Below are 19,089 nucleotides of genomic sequence, written 5' to 3' on the forward strand. Positions count from 1 at the left end.
TGCGTGCTTACTTATTTCACAACAGGCATAATGCTATGAAAACTCAATACAAGCCGGACCGCATTTTGACTGCTGACATCCGGCTTGAAAAAGCTGTTATTTATACTTCCATGATAATTGGTAAAATCATTGGTCGTCTTTTTGTTTTTGTGTAGAGCAGGTGATTGAGCGAATCACGGATTTCCTGTTTAATGCCTGACCAGTCAAATGTTCTGTTCTCAACATTTTTCTCCACAATATTTCTTACGACGGATACAGACTCCTCCATCAGCTTTTCAGACTCCCGTACGTATACAAATCCACGGGAAATGACTTCAGGACCAGCTGCAATGGATTTATTTTTACGGTTTAATGTAACAACAACGAGCAGGACACCATCCTGGGAAAGCAGTCTGCGGTCACGAAGTACGATGTTTCCGACGTCACCTACACCTTTTCCATCGATCAGGATATTTCCTGTCTGCACGCGGCCGCTCATTTTCATTTTTCCTGCTGCGTATTCAACGATATCACCTTTATCAGCAATAAAAATGTTGGAGCGCAGAATGCCCATCTCCTCTGCAAGCCTTGCATGTGTAATCAGATGGCGGTATTCACCCTGAATTGGAATGAAATAACGCGGCTTCATCAGATTGATCATCATCTTCAGATCTTCCTGACTGCCATGTCCTGAAACATGTACATTTTTACTTGCCGTCAAAACAGTGGCACCCGCCTTGGTCATCTCATTAACTGAACGGTATAAGTATACTTCCATGCCAGGTGAAGGTGTAAATGTAATGAGAACGGTATCACCTTCCTGGATATTGACATAGTCATGTGCCTGATTCGCCATGCTCTCCATCACTTTAAATGGCTCATCATGGGTCCCGGAGAGGATAATCACGATTTCATCATCCTGATACTGGCTGATTTCATCAGGCTGAATACGTGTATCTTCTTCATACGTCAGATATTCAAGTCTTGAAGCCACGTTTACAACTCTTTCAACAGCTTCTCCGATCACAGCCACTTTACGTCCTGTTCGGTTTGCCACATCAAAAACCTGCTGGATCCGGATCAGATTGGATGCGTAACACGTCACAATCACCCGACCTTTTGCTTTTCTAAAGCTTGTCTGAATCTGATTTTCAACGACTGACTCTGACGTTGTATGACCTGGCCGCTCCGCTTCTGTACTATCTGATAAAAGCGCAAACACACCTTTTTCACCAAGCTTGGCCATTTTTCCGATGTTTGATGCATATCCGCCTCTGGCAGACTGATCAAACTTAAATTCACCTGTATGAACAATCGCCCCTTCAGACGTATGTATCGCTATACCAAGTGAATCCGGGATACTGTGTGTCGTTTGGAAAAACGTTACATTCACAGAATCGAATTTCATATTGCTCTTTTCATGGACGGTATAAAATTTAACACGTTCTTTAAAGCCGTATTCTTTTAATCCGGCTTTAGCAAGTGCTACTGTCAGCTTTGAACCGTATACAGGCACTTTTATTTTTTCAAGAAGATAAGGTAGCGATCCGATTGAATCATCATGACCATGTGTTAAAAAGATAGCCTTTACCCGCTCTTTATTTGCTTCAATATAATTAAAATCTGGAATGACAATATCAATTCCGAACATTTCATCCTCAGGGAACATCAGCCCTGAATCAATAATAAACATGTCGTCATCCACTTCAATCACGTACATGTTTTTACCGATCTCTCCAACTCCTCCGAGTGGAATGATCTTTATTTTTTCATTGGTTACTTTAGACAAACCTGTTTCCTCCTATATATATAATTCCGTTCCCATTTAAGCAGCTGAATTCATTATACTTGAGAATAGTCAGCCTGTACATGTATTTATCATGAATATACTGGATGGAATGAGCATATTTTATATAACCTGCTATACATATTCTGATTGTTCAGAGAAGATTTTAACAACATAACCGATCATTGTTCAAACAGAAAAAGCCTCCTTCATAAACGAAGAAGACTTTTTTCACGTCTTTGAAAAGTCACAATCGCAAGGATTACCCATGAAAAGTGCCAGGTGATTCCGTAGACTTCTGCGGCAGAGGAGCGACAGGTGAGACAGCGTAATGCAAAGCATTAGCTGGCTCACCGCGCGGCCGCGAAAAGCGAAGGAATCACCTGGCACGATTTAGATATTCGACAACCTGAAAAAAGGCATTCTCATGCTTATTTACTGAACTGATCGAGCGCTTCATAGAGGGAGTTTTTCTCGCTGTCATTTAAGACAACAAGCGGGAGGCGTACGCCACCGCAAAGAATTCCCTGTCGGTTCAATGCTTCTTTGACCGGAGCAGGACTCGGCTGAGCGAAAAGAGCTCTTGTCAAAGGAAGCAGCCGCTGGTGCGTGGCAGCCGCCTTTTTCAGGTCACCCTTTAGAAAATCAGCGATCATCTCCTGCATTTCCACTCCCGCCACATGTGAGGTAACGGATACAACCCCGTAACCGCCAACGGATAAAACGGGAAGTGTCAGGCCGTCATCACCACTGTATACAAGAAAATCATCATCTGTACCGGCAATGATTTCCGTCATCTGATCCAGATCACCGCTTGCTTCTTTTACCGCAACAACAGTCGGCAGTTTAGAAAGGCGAATAATCGTATCCGCCTCAATATTGACAGCCGAACGTCCCGGGATGTTATAGATCATAACCGGAAGACTGACTTCTTTAGTGACGGCTTCAAAGTGACGGTAAAGCCCTTCCTGACTTGGTTTATTATAATAAGGTGCCACCAGCATCAAGGCATCTGCTCCTGCATCTCTTGCTGCTTTTGACAGGGCGATGGTTCCTTCAGTCGTATTACTTCCGGTTCCTGCGATCACAGGCACCCTTTTATCAGCTGTTTTTACGACGAACTTGAACAGTTCCACTTTTTCATCGAAGGTCAGCGTTGGAGATTCACCAGTCGTTCCGGCCACAACCAACGAGTCTGACCCGTGATCAATTAAATAGTTGACAAGCTGTTCGACACGGCCGTAATCGACCTTGTTATGCTCATCAAAAGGTGTAGTCATTGCTGTTGAGACTCGCCCAAAATTCATTGTATTCACTCCTGTTTTTCATTCCTTACCATCAGGACAGGCCCGCAGACCTGACTGACGTTTTATGCATTAGATACATCTTCTGCACCTGATTCAATAAAAAAATAATGCAATAGCTGCTGAGCTGCGGCAGATGAATGCTGATCAGTCAGAATCCAAAACGTCATATGACTGTCTGCTGTCTGCCAGATCTTAATATCATGCTTTGTTAAAAGACTGACGATGGATGACGTAATCCCGGGCTTTCCGGCCATCCTTTCACCTATCAGCGCAATTTTTGATACATTTTCTTTAAACGTGTATGGAAAACCTGCACGCAGCAGAATCTCTTTTAATTTAACAGCATCCGATTTATCCACGGTAAACTTGACTTCGTTAGGCTGAATGGAAATTAAATCGATACTGATCTCCGCCTGGGCAACCCTCGTGAACACACGATCACAATCCTGTGAATTAACAATGACCTGAACAAGGTGATTGACAGCTGTCACGGATTGAATCGGGCCACCATTTTGATGACGTTCTGTAATCCACGTTCCGCTCTTCCCATCCAATGCACCTGTCCATAATGGAACCTTGTTCGATCTGGCCCATTCAATGGCCTTCGGATGAATCACTTTGGCACCCTGATAAGCAATATGACAGGCTTCATCATAAGAGATCCTGTCAACAATAGATGTATTGTAGATGACCGACGGATCACCGCTCATAATCCCTTCAACATCTGTAAACAACTGGCATGCCTCTGCTTCAAGGGCTGCTGCAATCGCACATGCTGTTGCATCGCTGCCTCCTCTGCCAAGGGTTGAAACCTCCCCAAATGGAGACATGCCTTGAAAACCGGTTAATACCACTACTTGAGAAGACGCAAATTCCTTTAGAATTGGTTCAGGATTTACTTTTGAAATCGAGGCATTCAACACCCTGTCAGTATGAATTCCCGCTTCCCTGCCCGTAATAACAGACGCCTTCAACCCAATCTGATGCAGCACTGAGGAAAAAACAGCCGCTGAGATCGTCTCCCCGCATGAAAGCAGGAGTGCCTGATGCTGATCAGGCAGACTATCGGGACTGTCAATAAGGGAAAGCAGTGAATCTGTCGCATACGGATCGCCCAGCCTTCCCATTGCAGAGACGACCGCGACTACTTTCTTTCCACTCTTTACTGCCTTTTCGACCTGTCTAGCGGCTGAATTTCTTTTTTCCGCTGTAGTGAGTGAGGTACCGCCAAATTTCTGTACAATGATTGTCAAGCTGCTGCCCCTCTCTGCAGCGTGGGACTTAGACGAGTTTTAGTTTGATTAAGCTTTCAGCAATTTGTACAGAATTCCACGCCGCTCCCTTTAATAGATTGTCAGAGACAATCCACATATGGAAACCGTTATCCTCATCCGGGTCCTTACGTACGCGACCTACGAATACGTCAAGCTTTCCTGCAGCTGTACTTGGCATCGGGTAAAGCTGTTCATCAGGGCGATCCTGGAGAACTACACCAGGTGCTGTTTCTAAGAGCTCATGCAGATCTGCGACATTTTTGCCGCTTTCATTTACTTCAATATAAACAGACTCTGAATGACCATTTTCTACAGGAAGTCTGACGCAGGTAGCTGAAACTTTGAGTTCCTGCATATGCATAATTTTCTTGGTTTCATTGATCATTTTCATTTCTTCATAGGTGTATCCATTCGTATCGAATACATCAATTTGAGGTACCGCATTAAATGCGATCTGATAATGACGATCCGCTCCTTTAACCGGAAGCACAGAAGCCTTCACTTCTTCACCATTCAAAATTGCCTGTGACTGTTCGTTCATTTCGGTAATTGCCTGCACGCCTGCACCTGAAACGGCCTGATAAGTTGAAACCAATACTTTGCTCAGTCCATACGCCTGTCTGATCGGCTCAAGTGCTACAACCATCTGAATCGTAGAACAGTTCGGGTTGGCAATAATACCTTTATGCTGATGTAAATCTGACTCATTGACTTCCGGAACAACAAGCGGTACTTCCGGATCCATCCGGAATGCACTCGTATTATCAATCACAATGGCACCGCGTTTTGCTGCTTCAGGTGCCAATGCCTTCGACACACTTCCGCCTGCTGAAAATAATGCGATATCCACCCCTTCAAATTTCTCGGGTGCTGCTTCTTCAACTGTGACTTCTGCTCCATTAAAAAGAAGCTTTTGACCTGCAGATCTTGCTGAGGATAGCAAAGTTAATTTCTCAACCGGAAATTGACGTTGCTCTAATATTGATAGCATCTGTGTACCTACTGCACCAGTTGCTCCGACTACTGCTACATGATATCCGTTACCTTTCACGAAAAAGCTCCTTTCTGCTATTATCCTGTGATGCGTTAGACAGATAAAGCACTAATGTGTTTTCATACATGACATTGTATCATTTTTCTCTTTCAATTCTCAATCTCTTTTATTTAAATTCGCCATTGTTAATACAGGCTGTATTTGTTTTCCAAGAATCGCTGCCTCTACCGTTGATTGAATGTCACTCATATGTGCAACAAGTGAATTTGGTTTCGAGATCGGATCATCCTGACTGAATGGAACAAAGTATACATTTTTAGCAGCCATCAGCTTCATAATATTTACACCGTTTAATCCTAAACCGTCATTTGTTGAGATGGCAACGACAACAGGTTTTGTATTACGCATCGTTGCTTTTGCAGCCATCAGCACAGGTGAATCGGTCAGTGCATTGGCAAGTTTGGACAGTGAATTCCCTGTCAGAGGGGCAATGACCATACAGTCAAGCGGTGTAACCGGGCCGAACGGTTCAGCTTCCGGAATCGTACAGACACATTTTCTTCCCGCAGCCTCTTCAATAACCTTCAGCCACGACTCGCCTTCTCCAAATCGTGTATCGGTTTTTTGTACCGTATAACTGACAACCGGGTACACCTCGGCACCCAGAGCCCTCAACTTTTTAATTTCAGGCAATACCGCATGATACGTACAATGGGAACCTGTGAGACCAAAGCCGATTCGTTTTCCGTGTAGCATACTTCACACTCCATCCGTCTTTAATTTGCCCGTGATTGCATCCGCAAGAATGGTGCCTGCGGTTTTCGGCGCTACCATACCCGGCAGACTCGGCGCTTCAATATAATTTAATCCGAGCATCTCAGCGTTCTTTTTCTGCTCAGGGCATGGGTTTGAAGCCAATTCAATAATCGTTGATTTTGGCTCAAGCCAGGATAAGGTGTCCATCGTAAGTATGCCGTCTGAAGGTATCGTATTGATCCACGTCTCTATATGAGATAGATGATGCCGGCACAAAGGAAAGGGAATCACTTCAATACCCATCTCAACCATTCTGGCATTTTCAGCTTTTGAAATGGACGTACCATAGACGTGAGCCCCCAGCGCCTTCAGCATCCTTGCGATGGTCATGCCCGTTCTGCCAAACCCTGAAATGAGGATCCGTGACTGATGGATGGTTTTTTCAGTATGCTGGATCAGCAGCCACAACACCCCTTCTGCCGTTGGGATGGAGTTCAATATGGCTACTTCGTCTTCCTCCATCATATAGACTGTCTCATGCTGCTGCTTTTCGAGCCACTCTGTCCGGATGCCCGAAAACAAGAGACAGTCTCTTTTTACTCTCTCCATATTTTCATCAGACAGGATAATGTTGTGCTTTGAAAAGGATGACCGGACTTCACCGTTTGACATAACCCCGCTTACCGGAAAGATCATCGCATCAAGCATGTGTAAAGGAAGTTCATCAAGCGTGCATTTTGTATACCCCGGTTCAGACAGTGCCAGTAAATCAAAACCCGCTAAATATAAATGAAAACCCTTCTGGCATAATGTCTGTGCGATAATTTTCTGTCTTGCATCTCCACCGATAACGGCGATGTTTATTACTGACCCGTGTTTTTCATCTGCCATTCCAGCTCACTCATTTCACTATTCTTCTTTCTCAGGTATTTTATGTATGTTCTCTTTTAACTGTGATTCATGTTCCTGAATTAAGATCATTTCCTTTCCGACAGAGGTGATATCGTTCCACGGAATGAAATATTCTTCCTTTACTCTTGAAAATGGGTTCATTTTTGCTGCAGGGATCAGCATCTTTTCAATTTGTCCGGTTGTCTGGTTAAATTCCAGGTCGGCATTCCCGAGTACCCCCATTCTTTCTGCCCGGTTAATATGGATGATTTCTTTTCTGTACAGCTCACTCAGTCTCATATGAAAACCTCCTTTTGTGTATACTGGAGTTTATGGTTTTGGGGATGATTTCATGTCTTTTGTTTACATAATATTATTATAATCATCTTTTTAAGTTCTTAAGAAAATATAAAAAACCCGAAAGTCGCTTTGATACAGCTACTCTCGGGTTTAAAATATTTGTCTAAAAAGCCGGGTCGGAACTCATCCTCCGCTTTCCTATGTCTAGCTCCGGCGGGCAGGGACTAGCAAACTTCCCGTCCTCTCGTTCGATAAGTCAACGTCGGTTCACTTCGTTCACCGTGTTTCCTTTATCTTCGTCGAGGCCAGTCCAGTTTGTACGTCCCTAAACGCCCGCCTCCACTTTTCGGTGGCCGGGAGGTGAACCCCTTGTGCTCCGCACAAGGGGTTCACCTCCACAGGAGTCTTCGGGTGCCACAGACCCTAAGGTTAAAAATCAACATTTACTTTTTATAAATGTATCATGTTGTTAAGCGTGCTGGTATGGTTTTACTTCTTTTGGTGAAATGATGGATGTTGCATGGCGATCTGTTAGGACCTGCTGTGTGATGCGGTTAACGGAATCGAGTGTGACTTCATCGATTCTGGTAATTAACTCGTCCATTGAACGGTGACGACCCAGCATAAGTTCGTTTTTGCCGTTTCTGCTCATTCTGGCATTGGTGCTTTCAAGCCCAAGCATCAGGTTTCCTTTCAATTGTTCTTTTGAAAAAGAAAGCTCCTGCTCTGTCATGCCGTTCTTTTTAAATGAATCGAGTGTCGTTTTTACGGTTGAAAATAACTCATCCAACTGCTCTGCGCCCGTACCTGCATAAATGGTTAGAAGGCCATTATCCTTGTGGGCAGAGTGGTATGAGAATACAGAATAAGCAAGTCCTTTATCCTCTCTGACATCCTGAAAAAGACGGGAAGACATGCTGCCACCAAGAACATTGTTCATGATGATCAGGCTGTACGTATCCTCGTGTCCAATTGGGAGCCCTTCAAAGCCGAAACAAAGGTGAGCCTGTTCTGTTTCTTTTTTCTTTGATAGCTGTTCATAATGAAATGAAGGTTTTAACGGTTCCATTCTTTTTTGTCCATTTGACTCGTAATCACCAAACAAAGCCTCGACCTTTTGAATAAATGAAGGATCCACATTTCCTGCAACAGAAATGACCACATCCTCAGGACGGTACATTTCGTATACATATTGTTTCAGGCTGTCCTGACTGAATGAGCGGATCGTCTGTTCCGTTCCTAAAATAGGGTAGCCAAGCGGATGGTTTCCATATACGGCTTCACCAAGGAGGTCATGGACGATATCATCAGGCGTATCTTCATACATCTTGATTTCTTCAAGTACAACGTTTTTTTCTTTTTCAAGTTCAGCCGGGTCGAAGACTGAATTGAAAAACATATCCCCGAGCACTTCAAGCGCGTGCTCTGCATGATTGTCGAGCACTTTGGCGTAATAGCACGTGTACTCTTTAGAAGTAAAGGCGTTCACGTGCCCGCCGATACGGTCAAATTCTTCTGCGATCTTTCTTGCAGATCTTTCTTTTGTTCCTTTAAAAAGCATATGCTCAAGGAAATGGGACACCCCATTATTGTGTTCATTTTCATGACGCGATCCTGTACCGATCCAGACACCTACCGCTGCCGAGCGGACGGTCGGGATCTGTTCAAAAACCACACGCAAACCATTTTTACACGTGTGACGAGTAATCATATTAAACATCTCCTACTATCATTTACTGCCTATTTTCAGCCATCCTGCTATTCGATGGACTCACGTTAGCATTTTACTACTTTTGAATGATTTTTTCACTCATTTAGTCTTTTCATTAGCAGATTGTACATAGAAAGAGGGCGGGACAAAACTCTGATGGAGTTGTGTCCCGCCCTCTTATTCTCAATTGATAAGCCGAACGAAAAGCAGACGCTCTCCGCAATCCTGAAAAATATCCTGATGGATTAAGATTTTGCCTGTTCTTCTCTTTCTTTCTGCTCTTTCAAAACAGCTTTACGGGAAAGGTTTACACGTCCCTGGTTATCGATTTCCGTTACTTTTACTTCAATCTGGTCACCAAGGGATAATACGTCTTCCACCTTGTTTGTGCGTTCTTCCTGAAGCTCGGAAATGTGAACGAGTCCATCCTTGCCGCTGAAGATTTCCACAAAAGCACCGAACTTCTCGATGCGTTTAACTTTACCGAGGTAGTTCTGACCGACTTTCGCTTCACGTACCATGTCTTCAATGATCTGTTTTGCTTTTTCATTCATCGCTGAATCTGCAGATGCAATGAAGACTGTTCCATCCTGCTCAATATCAATCTTAACGCCTGTTTCCTCGATAATTTTATTGATCGTTTTACCGCTTGGTCCGATGACGTCACGGATCTTATCAGGATTAATAGAAAGCTGGATAATTTTCGGTGCATACTCTGACAGCTCTTTTCTAGGCTCGCTGATAGTCTCAAGCATGGAATTCAGAATGTGAAGTCTTCCCTCTTTCGCCTGAGTCAGTGCCTCTTCAAGAATGTTCTTTGTAAGTCCGTCAATCTTAATATCCATTTGAAGAGCTGTAACACCCTTCGCCGTCCCAGCTACTTTAAAGTCCATGTCTCCAAGGAAGTCTTCCATTCCCTGAATATCAGTCAAAATGGTGTAGTCCTCACCGGATTTAACAAGCCCCATCGCAATTCCGGCAACCGGCGCTTTAAGCGGAACTCCTGCGTCCATCATGGCAAGTGTACTCGCACAGATACTTGCCTGTGAAGTTGAACCGTTTGATTCAAGCACTTCTGATACAAGACGAATCGTATATGGGAAATCCTTTTCACTTGGCAGTACTTTTTCAAGCGCACGCTCACCGAGTGCACCGTGACCGATTTCACGGCGGCCCGGTCCTCTGATCGGACCTGTTTCACCGACACTGAACAGCGGGAAGTTATAGTGATGCATAAAGCGTTTTGACTCTTCCACGCCAAGTCCATCAATAATCTGAACATCTCCTAAAGCACCAAGTGTAGCGATGCTCATTGCCTGAGTCTGTCCGCGGGTGAAAAGGCCTGAACCGTGTGTACGAGGCAGCATTCCCACTTCAGAAGCAAGTGGACGAATCTCATCAGGACGTCTGCCATCAGGACGGATTTTATCCTGGGTGATCTGGCGGCGAACTTCCTCCTTGACCATCTTATCAAGTGCTTTTTTAGCATCCTTGATCACAGCTTCTTCTGCTTCTTCCGCTTCGAAGACAGCCAGTACTTCTTCTTTTACTGCTGAAATGGCTTCTTCACGTGCGTGCTTTTCCTGCGTTTGAACAGCGGAAACCATTTTGTCTCCTGCCATTTCCTGAACGCGGCTTACAACGTCAGCATCCAGTTCAGCAAGCGTAATTTCACGCTTTTCTTTACCGCATGCAGCGACGATTTCTTCCTGGAATGCAATCAGCTTTTTAATTTCTTCATGACCGAACATGATTGCCTCAAGCATTTTTTCTTCCGGTACTTCAAAAGCTCCGGCTTCTACCATGTTGATGGCATCCTTTGTTCCGGCAACAATCAGTTCCATTTCACTTTTGTTCTGCTGTTCAATTGACGGGTTAATAATGAATTCACCATCAATCAGACCGACCATCACACCTGCGATCGGACCACCGAACGGAATATCGGATACACAAAGTGATAATGATGATCCGAGCATAGCAGCCATTTCAGATGAGCAGTCCTGGTCCACACTCATGACCATGCTCATAATCTGAACATCGTTACGGAATCCGTCCGGGAAAAGCGGGCGGATCGGACGGTCAATAAGACGGCTTGTTAATACAGCACGCTCACTTGGACGTCCTTCTCTTTTGATAAATCCTCCCGGAATTTTTCCGACAGAATACATACGTTCTTCATAGTTAACGGTAAGCGGGAAAAAATCCAGCGGTTTCGGCTCTTTTGATCCTACAGCCGTACTTAACACCACGGTATCCCCGTAGCGGATAAGCGCTGCTCCGCTTGCCTGTTTTGCAAGCTGTCCGACTTCAACTGTCAGTTTACGGCCGGCCCAGTCTGTAGAAAAAACCTGTTTTGTCTGATCCATAAATAAACCCCTTTCTGCTCTGAACATAGGAAAGAATTACTTCTTACTAGCTTGTGCAATGGTTTCGCTATGTATTTACATAAAAATTTTATCCTAATAAAAAAGCGGGACAAGTCCCGCTTTTCATCTCTGCATTCATTCTTATCGACGAAGGCCAAGTTTGTTGATCAGTTCGCGGTAACGAGCTACGTCGTTGTTACGAAGATAAGTCAACAGGTTACGGCGGCGTCCAACCATTTTGAACAGTCCGCGGCGTGAATGGTGGTCCTTCTTGTGTGTACGAAGGTGCTGGTTCAGGTTGTTGATGTCTTCAGTAAGAATCGCAACCTGTACTTCTACAGATCCTGTATCTCCTTCGTGTGTACGGAATTCCTGAATGATTTCGTTCTTGCGTTCTTGTGTAATAGCCATTTGTATAGCCCTCCTAAAAATATTTTTAAATCCCCTGTTACCGAGCATACGGCGGAGTCACCGGAATGCCAAGCAAAGGTTCATGTCATACATCAATATACTATCATAGACAGTCACGGTCTGCAATAGTCCGGGTAAAATCAGCTGATTGGGACGCGCAGGCTGATGCAACCTTTATCAAAACTGGTCAGGACTTCTTATTCCGCTCCCTGAACAGTTCGATCGCAGAATCCTTATCAAGGGAAATCTGACGGACAAGTGAATCGATCCCGTCGAATTTTTTCTCACTGCGAATTCTTTTGACCCATTTAACTTTTACTTCTTCCCCGTAAATGCTCTCAGAGAAATCAAAGAGATGAACTTCAACAGACAATGCTGATGAGCCCGGATCATTAAAGGTCGGTTTGTACCCAATATTACACACCCCGTCATGCCAGCGGCCTAATACGTGCAGTTGAACAGCGTAAACACCTGGTGATGGGATCATACCAACCGGATCATATGAGATATTTGCAGTAGGGAAACCGATTTTCCGGCCGCGTTTCTCACCGTGAATCACACTTCCCTCAGTGATATATTCCTCTCCGAGCAATTCTGCTGCTGCCTGTACTTCACCATCCCCGATTAACTGACGGATACGGGTTGAACTGATCTTTTCGTCACTGAGCTCCTGCTTTTCAACAATTGTTGAGGTAAAGGCATTTCTGGAGTGAAAAGGGAGTGTATCCATCTTCCCTCTCCCCATTTTGCCGTAGGAAAAATCAAATCCTGCCGTCACGTGGACGACATTCAGGTTAATCAGGTACTGGTCGACAAACTGCTGGGGTTCAAGACCTGCAAAAGCCGATGTGAACCTGACAACAAAAACATAATCGACTCCGAGATGCCTGATCTTTTCAAGCTTTTGAGAAAGTGTTGATAACAGTCTGACCGGATCCTTTTTGGAACTGAGTACAATGGAGGGATGAGGTTCAAATGTCATGACTGCACTTTTTAATCTGTGCTGCGCTGCGTAATCGACAGCGGTCTGAATGACCTTTTGATGCCCTTTATGTACACCGTCGAAAAAGCCGAGTGCAATCGACAGCTTCGGCAGTTCTTCCTTTACAAGCTCATGTGGATGATGAAGAGTATATACTTTCATAAATTAATCCTTTCTCACCCCGTGAAGATGACTTTTACAGGTTTAATCAGCCCTGACTTTGTAGGATGAAGTTGATAAATAGCTAACGCTTCATTGTTGTGATAAACCGCAACAGGTTCTCCTTCTTCTCCCGTCCAGCCGGAAGGCACCGGAAGCACTGCTCCATGTTTCACTTTACTTGCAACTTTATCACTAACGACGAGCATCTTCAATCCGGAGAGCCCCATTTCAAGAGGCAGCAGAAGGTCATCAGCTGACTGTTCAGTCAGTTTTTGCGCGAGTTCTTCAAGTGTCAGGCAATGCTCCTTCTTAAATGATGCAGAGGATGTCCTTGTTAAACGGCTCATATGTGCAGGATAACCAAGCCGCTCTCCAAACATCACCGCAAGTGTCCGGATATAGGTGCCTTTACCGCACACAATATCAGCTGAAAAAGAAAATGTTTTCTTCTCTTCGTCCCACGCAAGTGTCTCATCGTCAATAATAATTGAATGGATCGAGACTTTTCTTGATGGCCGTTCAATCACCTGTCCTGCCCGAGCATACTCATAAAGCCTCTTCCCGTTTACCTTCACTGCAGAATACATTGGCGGAATCTGCTCAATCTCGCCTGTCAGTGATTCAGCCACATTTAATATAGCCGACAGAGAAATGGCTTCATCAACATCTGTTTTTTCAACCAATTCACCTGATGCATCTTCTGTTTCAGTTGACTCCCCAATGACGATATCCGCTCTGTAGGATTTACCGGCATCCGTCACATATTCTGCAATCTTCGTTGCTCTTCCGATACAAAGCGGCAGCACTCCGTCTACATCCGGATCAAGGGTGCCTGTATGACCCACTTTTTTTGTCCGTAATATCTTTCTCACTTTAAACACACAATCATGAGACGTCATCCCAGCCTCTTTCCATAAAGGAAGAATACCATTCATCTTTAATCCCCCAGCCGCATTTATAGTTGATTATGTAAGTTAATAAAACAATTTGAAAAGCAGGCAGAAAGATTCTGCCTGCTTTAACATTATTCGCGCTCTTTCAGGTCGCGGATCAGAGATTCAATCCGGTTACCTGTTTCGATTGACTCATCGAATTCAAACAGCAGCTCAGGCGTTTTGCGAAGTCTGATTCGCTGTCCGATTTCTGAACGGATAAAGCCCTTTGCTTTCACTAAACCGCGAAGCGTATTTTCACGCTGTTCTTCATCTCCAAGCACCGTGATGTACACCGTTGCCTGTTGAAGGTCACCTGTAACCTCAACATCCGTTACAGTGACAAATCCGATTCTTGGATCTTTTATTTTGCGTCCGATGATATCGCCGAGTTCTTTTTTCATTTGTTCCCCGACACGATTTGAGCGTAATGACATAACACTCCACCTCTTTACGTAAGGAAATTTATTTCCTCTACAGACGCTCTACATAACACGACACGGGCTCCCACTCAGGAAATGACTCCAAATAGGATATGGCCCGCTGAACTTCTTTTTCAGCAGCACTATAATCAGCTGCTGCTGAAACGAGTTCAATCAATGATCTTTGCCATGTGTCCTGATGATCAATTTCTGCAGCGGAAATATTATATCTTTGTTTTACCCTTGTAAGGACCCTTTTTAACACGGATCTCTTTTCTTTCAGGGAATGGGAATCAGGCACATGAAATTCACATTCTGCCCTGACAATCATCAGCGTTTAATTTCTTCCATGATAAACGCTTCAAAAATGTCCCCTTCTTTTACATCATTATAATTCTTAAGCGTGATACCACACTCATAGCCTTTAGCGACTTCTTTAGCATCGTCCTTGAAGCGCTTGAGCGTATCAAGCTCTCCTTCAAATACAACGATACCGTCGCGGATCAGACGCACGCCGCTGTCACGGGTGATCTTTCCTTCTGTCACATAGCTTCCTGCGATCGTACCGACTTTAGAAACTTTGAACGTCTGACGAACTTCAGCCTGACCGATTACTTTTTCTTCGTATTCAGGATCAAGTAGACCTGTCATCGCAGACTCAATCTCTTCGATAACTTTGTAAATGATTCTGTGGAGACGTACATCCACCTGCTCAGCATCAGCAGCACGCTTGGCATTTGCATCTGGTCTAACGTTAAACCCGATGACAATCGCATTTGATGCAGCAGCTAAAGTAATATCTGATTCTGTAATGGCACCTACAGCTGTATGGATAATCTTAACGTTAACCCCTTCTACATCAATCTTGAGAAGGGATGCTGCAACGGCTTCAACAGAGCCCTGTACGTCACCTTTTACAATCACATTCAGTTCCTTCATTTCGCCCTGTTTCATCTGTTCAAACAGATTATCAAGGGAAACGCGTGATTTTTCACCACGCTGAGCCTGAAGCGCCTGCTGGGCACGTGATTCACCGATTGAACGGGCAGTCTTTTCGTCTTCGAATACGACAAAACGGTCACCGGCCTGAGGTACATCATTCAGACCCGTAATTTCTACCGGAGTAGAAGGTCCCGCTTCTTTCACGCGACGACCAAGGTCATTAACCATGGCACGAACGCGGCCGAAGGTATTTCCTACTACGATTGGATCTCCAACGCGAAGCGTTCCATCCTGAACGAGCAGTGTGGCAACAGATCCACGGCCTTTATCAAGCTCTGCTTCAATGACAGTTCCCATTGCACGGCGTTTAGGATTGGCCTTTAATTCTTCCACTTCTGTAACGAGCAGAATCATTTCAAGCAGGCTGTCAATTCCTTCACCATTTAATGCCGAAACCGGTACGAAGATCGTATCTCCGCCCCACGCTTCAGGTACAAGACCATGTTCTGTCAGCTCCTGCATCACACGGTCAGGATTTGCAGATGGTTTATCCATTTTATTCACCGCAATGATAATTGGCACTTCTGCCGCCTTCGCGTGATTGATCGCTTCAACCGTCTGAGGCATAACACCGTCATCTGCAGCGACAACAAGAATCGTAATGTCCGTTACCTTCGCTCCGCGTGCACGCATCGTTGTGAAAGCAGCGTGTCCCGGTGTATCAAGGAACGTAATTTTCTTGCCTTCATTGACAACCTGGTAGGCACCGATGTGCTGCGTGATACCGCCTGCTTCGCCTTCCGTAACCTTTGTTTTACGGATTGAGTCAAGTAGTGTTGTTTTACCATGGTCAACGTGACCCATAATCGTTACGACTGATGGACGTTCAACCAGGTCTTCCTCATTTACTTCCTCTTCAAAATACGTTTCAAGGTCCGTAGAATCAATTAAAATTTCCTCTTCAACCTCTACTCCATAGTCTGCACAAATCAGTTCAATTGAATCCTTATCAAGTTCCTGATTTACCGTTGCCATCACACCAAGCATGAACAGTTTCTTCACAATTTCAGAAGGTTCACGGTGCAGCTTCTTCGCAAGTTCAGCGACGGTTAAAGATTCAACAAAAGTGATTTTTTCCGGCAGCTCCTTCTGCTTAGGAGGCGCTGGTTGGAAAGCAGGTTTGTTTTTCTGACCACGGTTGTTTTTACCACCACGGTTCTGCTGGTTCCCTGGACGCTGACCGCCACGGCCTTTATTATTTGCCTGTCCCTGACCTTGTCCCTGTCCGCCACGGCCACGGTTATTCTGCTGTCCGCCACTGCGGTTTTGCTGTCCAGCCGGACGATTCTGTTGTCCCTGTGGACGACTTTGAGTCTGATTACCTGCAGGTTTTGGCTTACTTTCTGCAGTCTTTCCGTTATACGATTGGTCAAGCTTTGTAATCACATCATTTTCCAATGTTGCCATGTGATTTTTTACTTCAATATTCATTGTCTTCAGCTTATCAATCACATCTTTGCTGGAAACATTTTGTTTTTTTGCATATTCATGAACACGTACTTTACTCATTCGTTCACCCCCGTTAAGATTCATCGAGCAGTGTTATCAGCTTTTCGGCGAATCCTTTATCAAGAACTGCCACCGTAACTCTGGCATCTTTACCAATCAGCTGTCCTAGCAGGTAGCGGTCTTCTACCCTTCTCACAGGAACGCGATAGTAAGCTGCCTTATCCGTTACTTTTTTTGTAGTGTTCAAAGAAGCATCTTCTGAAAGAAGAACAAGCTTTGCTTTATTGCTCCTGATTTCTTTTACCACTAATTCTTCACCGGAAATCACTTTTCCTGCCCGAGTTGCAAGGCCCAGAAGAGACATCCATTTGGACTGGCTCATTTCGGGTCTCCTGCGTCCACCAGCATCAGCAGTTCCTCATATAGTTCAGGACTGACTTCTGCTTCCAGGTGGGTGCCAAGAATATTTTTCTTCTTAGCCTTTAAAATTGCGTCTTTATCTTTCGAAACATACGCTCCTCTGCCGGATTTTTTCCCGGTCAGATCAATGGATACCTCGCCCTCTTTTGAACGGACGATGCGGATCATCTCTTTTTTATCTTTCATTTCATTCGTTGCTACACATTTTCTTAATGGAACTTTACGCTTTTTAGTCAAGGTATCCGCTCTCCCTTATTCGATGTCGTCATCTGAATAATGAAAAGAATTGTCCATTTCATCCTCTGAGAACAAAGGCTGGTCATCCCGTGGATAAATGCCCATCTCGCGGGCATCTGTTTCACTCTTAATATCAATCTTCCAGCCCGTCAGCTTGGCAGCCAGACGTGCGTTTTGACCGCGCTTACCGATTGCAAGGGATAATTGGTAATCCGGAACGATTACCGTCGTTGCCTTTTCATCTTCGTTCACCTGAACGTCTACAACCTTAGATGGGCTGAGGGCGTTTGCTACGAATACAACAGGATCCTCAGACCATTCTACGATATCAATTTTTTCGCCTTTAAGCTCATTGACAATCGCCTGAACTCGTCCACCTTTTGAACCTACGCATGCACCGACTGCATCGACTTCTTCGTTATCTGAGTGTACGGAAATCTTCGAACGGTCTCCGGCTTCACGGGAAACGGATTTGATCTCAACGGTACCGTCAAAAATCTCAGGTACTTCAATTTCAAACAGACGCTTCAAAAGACCCGGATGTGTTCTTGATACAAAAATCTGAGGGCCTTTCGTCGTACGCTCAACCTTCGTGATATACACTTTAATACGGTCGTGCGGTTTGTAGGATTCATTCGGCATTTGCTCATTTAAAGGCAGTAATGCTTCAATCTTTCCAAGCGCCACGTAAATGAAGCGGTGATCCTGTCGCTGCACAATCCCCGTCATAATATCGTCTTCACGATCAACAAATTCAGTATAAATAATACCTCTCTCTGCTTCACGGACACGCTGCGTTACGACCTGCTTAGCTGTCTGGGCAGCAATGCGCCCGAAGTCACGCGGCGTTACTTCAAGCTCAACGATATCCCCAACCTCATAGGAAGGAGCAATTTCCTGCGCATCAGCAACAGCGATTTCGAGTCGTGAATCAAATACCTCATCCACCACTTCTTTTCTTGCAAAAACACGCATTGACCCGTTATCAAGATTAAGATCCACGCGGACATTCTGCGCCTGGTTGAAGTTGCGTTTGTATGCAGATACTAAAGCTGCTTCAATCGCTTCAATCAAGACGTTTCTGTCAATTCCTTTTTCTTTTTCCAGATACGTCAGCGCATCCAGTAATTCTGTACTCATCTAAGACTCTCCTTTCATTTGGTCCTTAAGAAAAGGTTACCGCAAGACGGGCTTTTGCCACTTTTTCCTTTGGAACCGTTATTTGTTTCTTTCTCGTTTTAATGGTCATGGTTACGGTCAGGCTCTGTCCATCATATTCATCGAGCACGCCTTCGATTTCCTTAAAGCCTTCAACTGGTTCATAAGTCTTTACAAAGACCTGTTTCCCAACAGCATTATGAAAGTCTTTTTCTTTTTTCAGAGGCCGCTCGGCACCCGGTGATGAAACTTCCAGAAAGTAATTTTGCTGAATCGGATCGAGTTCATCAAGCTTTTCACTTAACCGCTCGCTCACCTGGCCACATTCTTCAATATCCACACCGGTTTCCTTGTCAATAAATACTCGTAAGAACCAGCTTGAGCCTTCTTTCACAAATTCAACATCAACGAGTTCAAGGTTCATATCTTTCAGGATAGGCTCTGCCAGCTGCTCTGTTAGTTCAGTAATTTTACTCATCTGTTTCCTCCATCATCTCTGAAAAATGCCTGAAACAACACAAAAGAGCGGGCGGCACCCACTCTTTTGACG

Annotated in this window: 19 protein-coding genes; all 19 read right to left on the reverse strand. The window is 44.6% G+C overall.

The features are described 5' to 3' along the window. Positions 1-100: 100 nt before the first annotated feature. The 19 genes from H7968_RS07075 to rimP all read right to left on the reverse strand — a co-directional run bounded on the left by H7968_RS07075 (position 101) and on the right by rimP (position 19,017). Positions 101-1,768, reverse strand: coding sequence for a ribonuclease J (locus H7968_RS07075; protein WP_227395490.1), 1,668 nt, complete (start codon positions 1,766-1,768; stop codon positions 101-103). 428 nt (positions 1,769-2,196) lie between these two features. Next, the gene (gene dapA / locus H7968_RS07080) at positions 2,197-3,072 is read right to left on the reverse strand and encodes a 4-hydroxy-tetrahydrodipicolinate synthase (RefSeq protein ID WP_227395491.1); all 876 of its coding nucleotides are present in this window, start codon (positions 3,070-3,072) and stop codon (positions 2,197-2,199) included. 62 nt (positions 3,073-3,134) lie between these two features. Continuing rightward, positions 3,135-4,325: an aspartate kinase gene (locus H7968_RS07085; protein ID WP_227395492.1), complete on the reverse strand. Its 1,191-nt coding sequence runs from the start codon at positions 4,323-4,325 to the stop codon at positions 3,135-3,137. Between the two features lie 28 nt (positions 4,326-4,353). After that, a complete protein-coding gene (locus H7968_RS07090) occupies positions 4,354-5,397 on the reverse strand; it encodes an aspartate-semialdehyde dehydrogenase (RefSeq protein WP_227395493.1) in 1,044 nt (347 codons plus the stop codon). Between the two features lie 99 nt (positions 5,398-5,496). Beyond that, complete coding sequence (locus H7968_RS07095) at positions 5,497-6,096, reverse strand: dipicolinate synthase subunit B (protein ID WP_227395494.1); 600 nt, start codon at positions 6,094-6,096, stop codon at positions 5,497-5,499. A 3-nt stretch (positions 6,097-6,099) separates the two neighbouring features. Next, entirely contained in the window at positions 6,100-6,987 is an 888-nt protein-coding gene (dpsA, locus tag H7968_RS07100; protein WP_227395495.1) for a dipicolinate synthase subunit DpsA, read from the reverse strand. 18 nt (positions 6,988-7,005) lie between these two features. Then, on the reverse strand, positions 7,006-7,287 hold the full coding sequence (locus H7968_RS07105) for a YlmC/YmxH family sporulation protein (protein WP_134371742.1): 282 nt from the start codon (positions 7,285-7,287) through the stop codon (positions 7,006-7,008). Positions 7,288-7,756: 469 nt separating this feature from the next. Then, the gene (locus tag H7968_RS07110; RefSeq protein ID WP_227395496.1) at positions 7,757-8,998 is read right to left on the reverse strand and encodes a M16 family metallopeptidase; all 1,242 of its coding nucleotides are present in this window, start codon (positions 8,996-8,998) and stop codon (positions 7,757-7,759) included. 245 nt (positions 8,999-9,243) lie between these two features. Beyond that, a complete protein-coding gene (gene pnp, locus H7968_RS07115; protein ID WP_227395497.1) occupies positions 9,244-11,364 on the reverse strand; it encodes a polyribonucleotide nucleotidyltransferase in 2,121 nt (706 codons plus the stop codon). Positions 11,365-11,505: 141 nt separating this feature from the next. Further along, complete coding sequence (rpsO, locus tag H7968_RS07120; RefSeq protein WP_039808972.1) at positions 11,506-11,775, reverse strand: 30S ribosomal protein S15; 270 nt, start codon at positions 11,773-11,775, stop codon at positions 11,506-11,508. A 187-nt stretch (positions 11,776-11,962) separates the two neighbouring features. Continuing rightward, on the reverse strand, positions 11,963-12,919 hold the full coding sequence (locus H7968_RS07125) for a bifunctional riboflavin kinase/FAD synthetase (protein ID WP_227395498.1): 957 nt from the start codon (positions 12,917-12,919) through the stop codon (positions 11,963-11,965). 14 nt (positions 12,920-12,933) lie between these two features. Continuing rightward, the gene (gene truB / locus H7968_RS07130; protein WP_227395499.1) at positions 12,934-13,854 is read right to left on the reverse strand and encodes a tRNA pseudouridine(55) synthase TruB; all 921 of its coding nucleotides are present in this window, start codon (positions 13,852-13,854) and stop codon (positions 12,934-12,936) included. Positions 13,855-13,943: 89 nt separating this feature from the next. Then, positions 13,944-14,288 (reverse strand): 30S ribosome-binding factor RbfA, encoded by a 345-nt coding sequence (rbfA, locus tag H7968_RS07135; RefSeq protein ID WP_227395500.1) that lies wholly within the window; start codon positions 14,286-14,288, stop codon positions 13,944-13,946. A 37-nt stretch (positions 14,289-14,325) separates the two neighbouring features. Then, the gene (locus H7968_RS07140) at positions 14,326-14,604 is read right to left on the reverse strand and encodes a DUF503 domain-containing protein (RefSeq protein ID WP_227395501.1); all 279 of its coding nucleotides are present in this window, start codon (positions 14,602-14,604) and stop codon (positions 14,326-14,328) included. Beyond that, positions 14,604-16,784 (reverse strand): translation initiation factor IF-2, encoded by a 2,181-nt coding sequence (gene infB / locus H7968_RS07145; protein WP_227395502.1) that lies wholly within the window; start codon positions 16,782-16,784, stop codon positions 14,604-14,606. The genes H7968_RS07140 and infB overlap by 1 nt, the downstream gene beginning before the upstream one ends. 13 nt (positions 16,785-16,797) lie before the next feature. After that, positions 16,798-17,106, reverse strand: a complete 309-nt coding sequence (locus tag H7968_RS07150) for a YlxQ family RNA-binding protein (protein WP_227395503.1) — start codon at positions 17,104-17,106, stop codon at positions 16,798-16,800. Continuing rightward, complete coding sequence (rnpM, locus tag H7968_RS07155; protein ID WP_227395504.1) at positions 17,103-17,381, reverse strand: RNase P modulator RnpM; 279 nt, start codon at positions 17,379-17,381, stop codon at positions 17,103-17,105. Before rnpM ends, H7968_RS07150 begins: the two co-directional genes overlap by 4 nt. Before the next feature lie 15 nt (positions 17,382-17,396). After that, positions 17,397-18,521, reverse strand: a complete 1,125-nt coding sequence (gene nusA, locus H7968_RS07160; protein WP_227395505.1) for a transcription termination factor NusA — start codon at positions 18,519-18,521, stop codon at positions 17,397-17,399. Between the two features lie 25 nt (positions 18,522-18,546). Continuing rightward, a complete protein-coding gene (gene rimP / locus H7968_RS07165) occupies positions 18,547-19,017 on the reverse strand; it encodes a ribosome maturation factor RimP (protein WP_227395506.1) in 471 nt (156 codons plus the stop codon). Positions 19,018-19,089: the final 72 nt, after the last annotated feature.

It is taken from the genome of Jeotgalibacillus aurantiacus, from assembly GCF_020595125.1.
GTDB lineage: Bacteria > Bacillota > Bacilli > Bacillales > Jeotgalibacillaceae > Jeotgalibacillus > Jeotgalibacillus aurantiacus.

Coding starts and splice junctions, on each gene's coding strand:
- dapA (WP_227395491.1), bottom strand. CDS start 3,072: ATGAATTTTGGGCGAGTCTCAACAGCAATGACTACACCTTTTGATGAG.
- infB (WP_227395502.1), bottom strand. CDS start 16,784: ATGAGTAAAGTACGTGTTCATGAATATGCAAAAAAACAAAATGTTTCC.
- H7968_RS07105 (WP_134371742.1), bottom strand. CDS start 7,287: ATGAGACTGAGTGAGCTGTACAGAAAAGAAATCATCCATATTAACCGG.
- rbfA (WP_227395500.1), bottom strand. CDS start 14,288: ATGTCATTACGCTCAAATCGTGTCGGGGAACAAATGAAAAAAGAACTC.
- dpsA (WP_227395495.1), bottom strand. CDS start 6,987: ATGGCAGATGAAAAACACGGGTCAGTAATAAACATCGCCGTTATCGGT.
- rpsO (WP_039808972.1), bottom strand. CDS start 11,775: ATGGCTATTACACAAGAACGCAAGAACGAAATCATTCAGGAATTCCGT.
- H7968_RS07150 (WP_227395503.1), bottom strand. CDS start 17,106: ATGAGCCAGTCCAAATGGATGTCTCTTCTGGGCCTTGCAACTCGGGCA.
- nusA (WP_227395505.1), bottom strand. CDS start 18,521: ATGAGTACAGAATTACTGGATGCGCTGACGTATCTGGAAAAAGAAAAA.
- H7968_RS07110 (WP_227395496.1), bottom strand. CDS start 8,998: ATGATTACTCGTCACACGTGTAAAAATGGTTTGCGTGTGGTTTTTGAA.
- truB (WP_227395499.1), bottom strand. CDS start 13,854: ATGAATGGTATTCTTCCTTTATGGAAAGAGGCTGGGATGACGTCTCAT.
- pnp (WP_227395497.1), bottom strand. CDS start 11,364: ATGGATCAGACAAAACAGGTTTTTTCTACAGACTGGGCCGGCCGTAAA.
- H7968_RS07125 (WP_227395498.1), bottom strand. CDS start 12,919: ATGAAAGTATATACTCTTCATCATCCACATGAGCTTGTAAAGGAAGAA.
- H7968_RS07095 (WP_227395494.1), bottom strand. CDS start 6,096: ATGCTACACGGAAAACGAATCGGCTTTGGTCTCACAGGTTCCCATTGT.
- rimP (WP_227395506.1), bottom strand. CDS start 19,017: ATGAGTAAAATTACTGAACTAACAGAGCAGCTGGCAGAGCCTATCCTG.
- H7968_RS07140 (WP_227395501.1), bottom strand. CDS start 14,604: ATGATTGTCAGGGCAGAATGTGAATTTCATGTGCCTGATTCCCATTCC.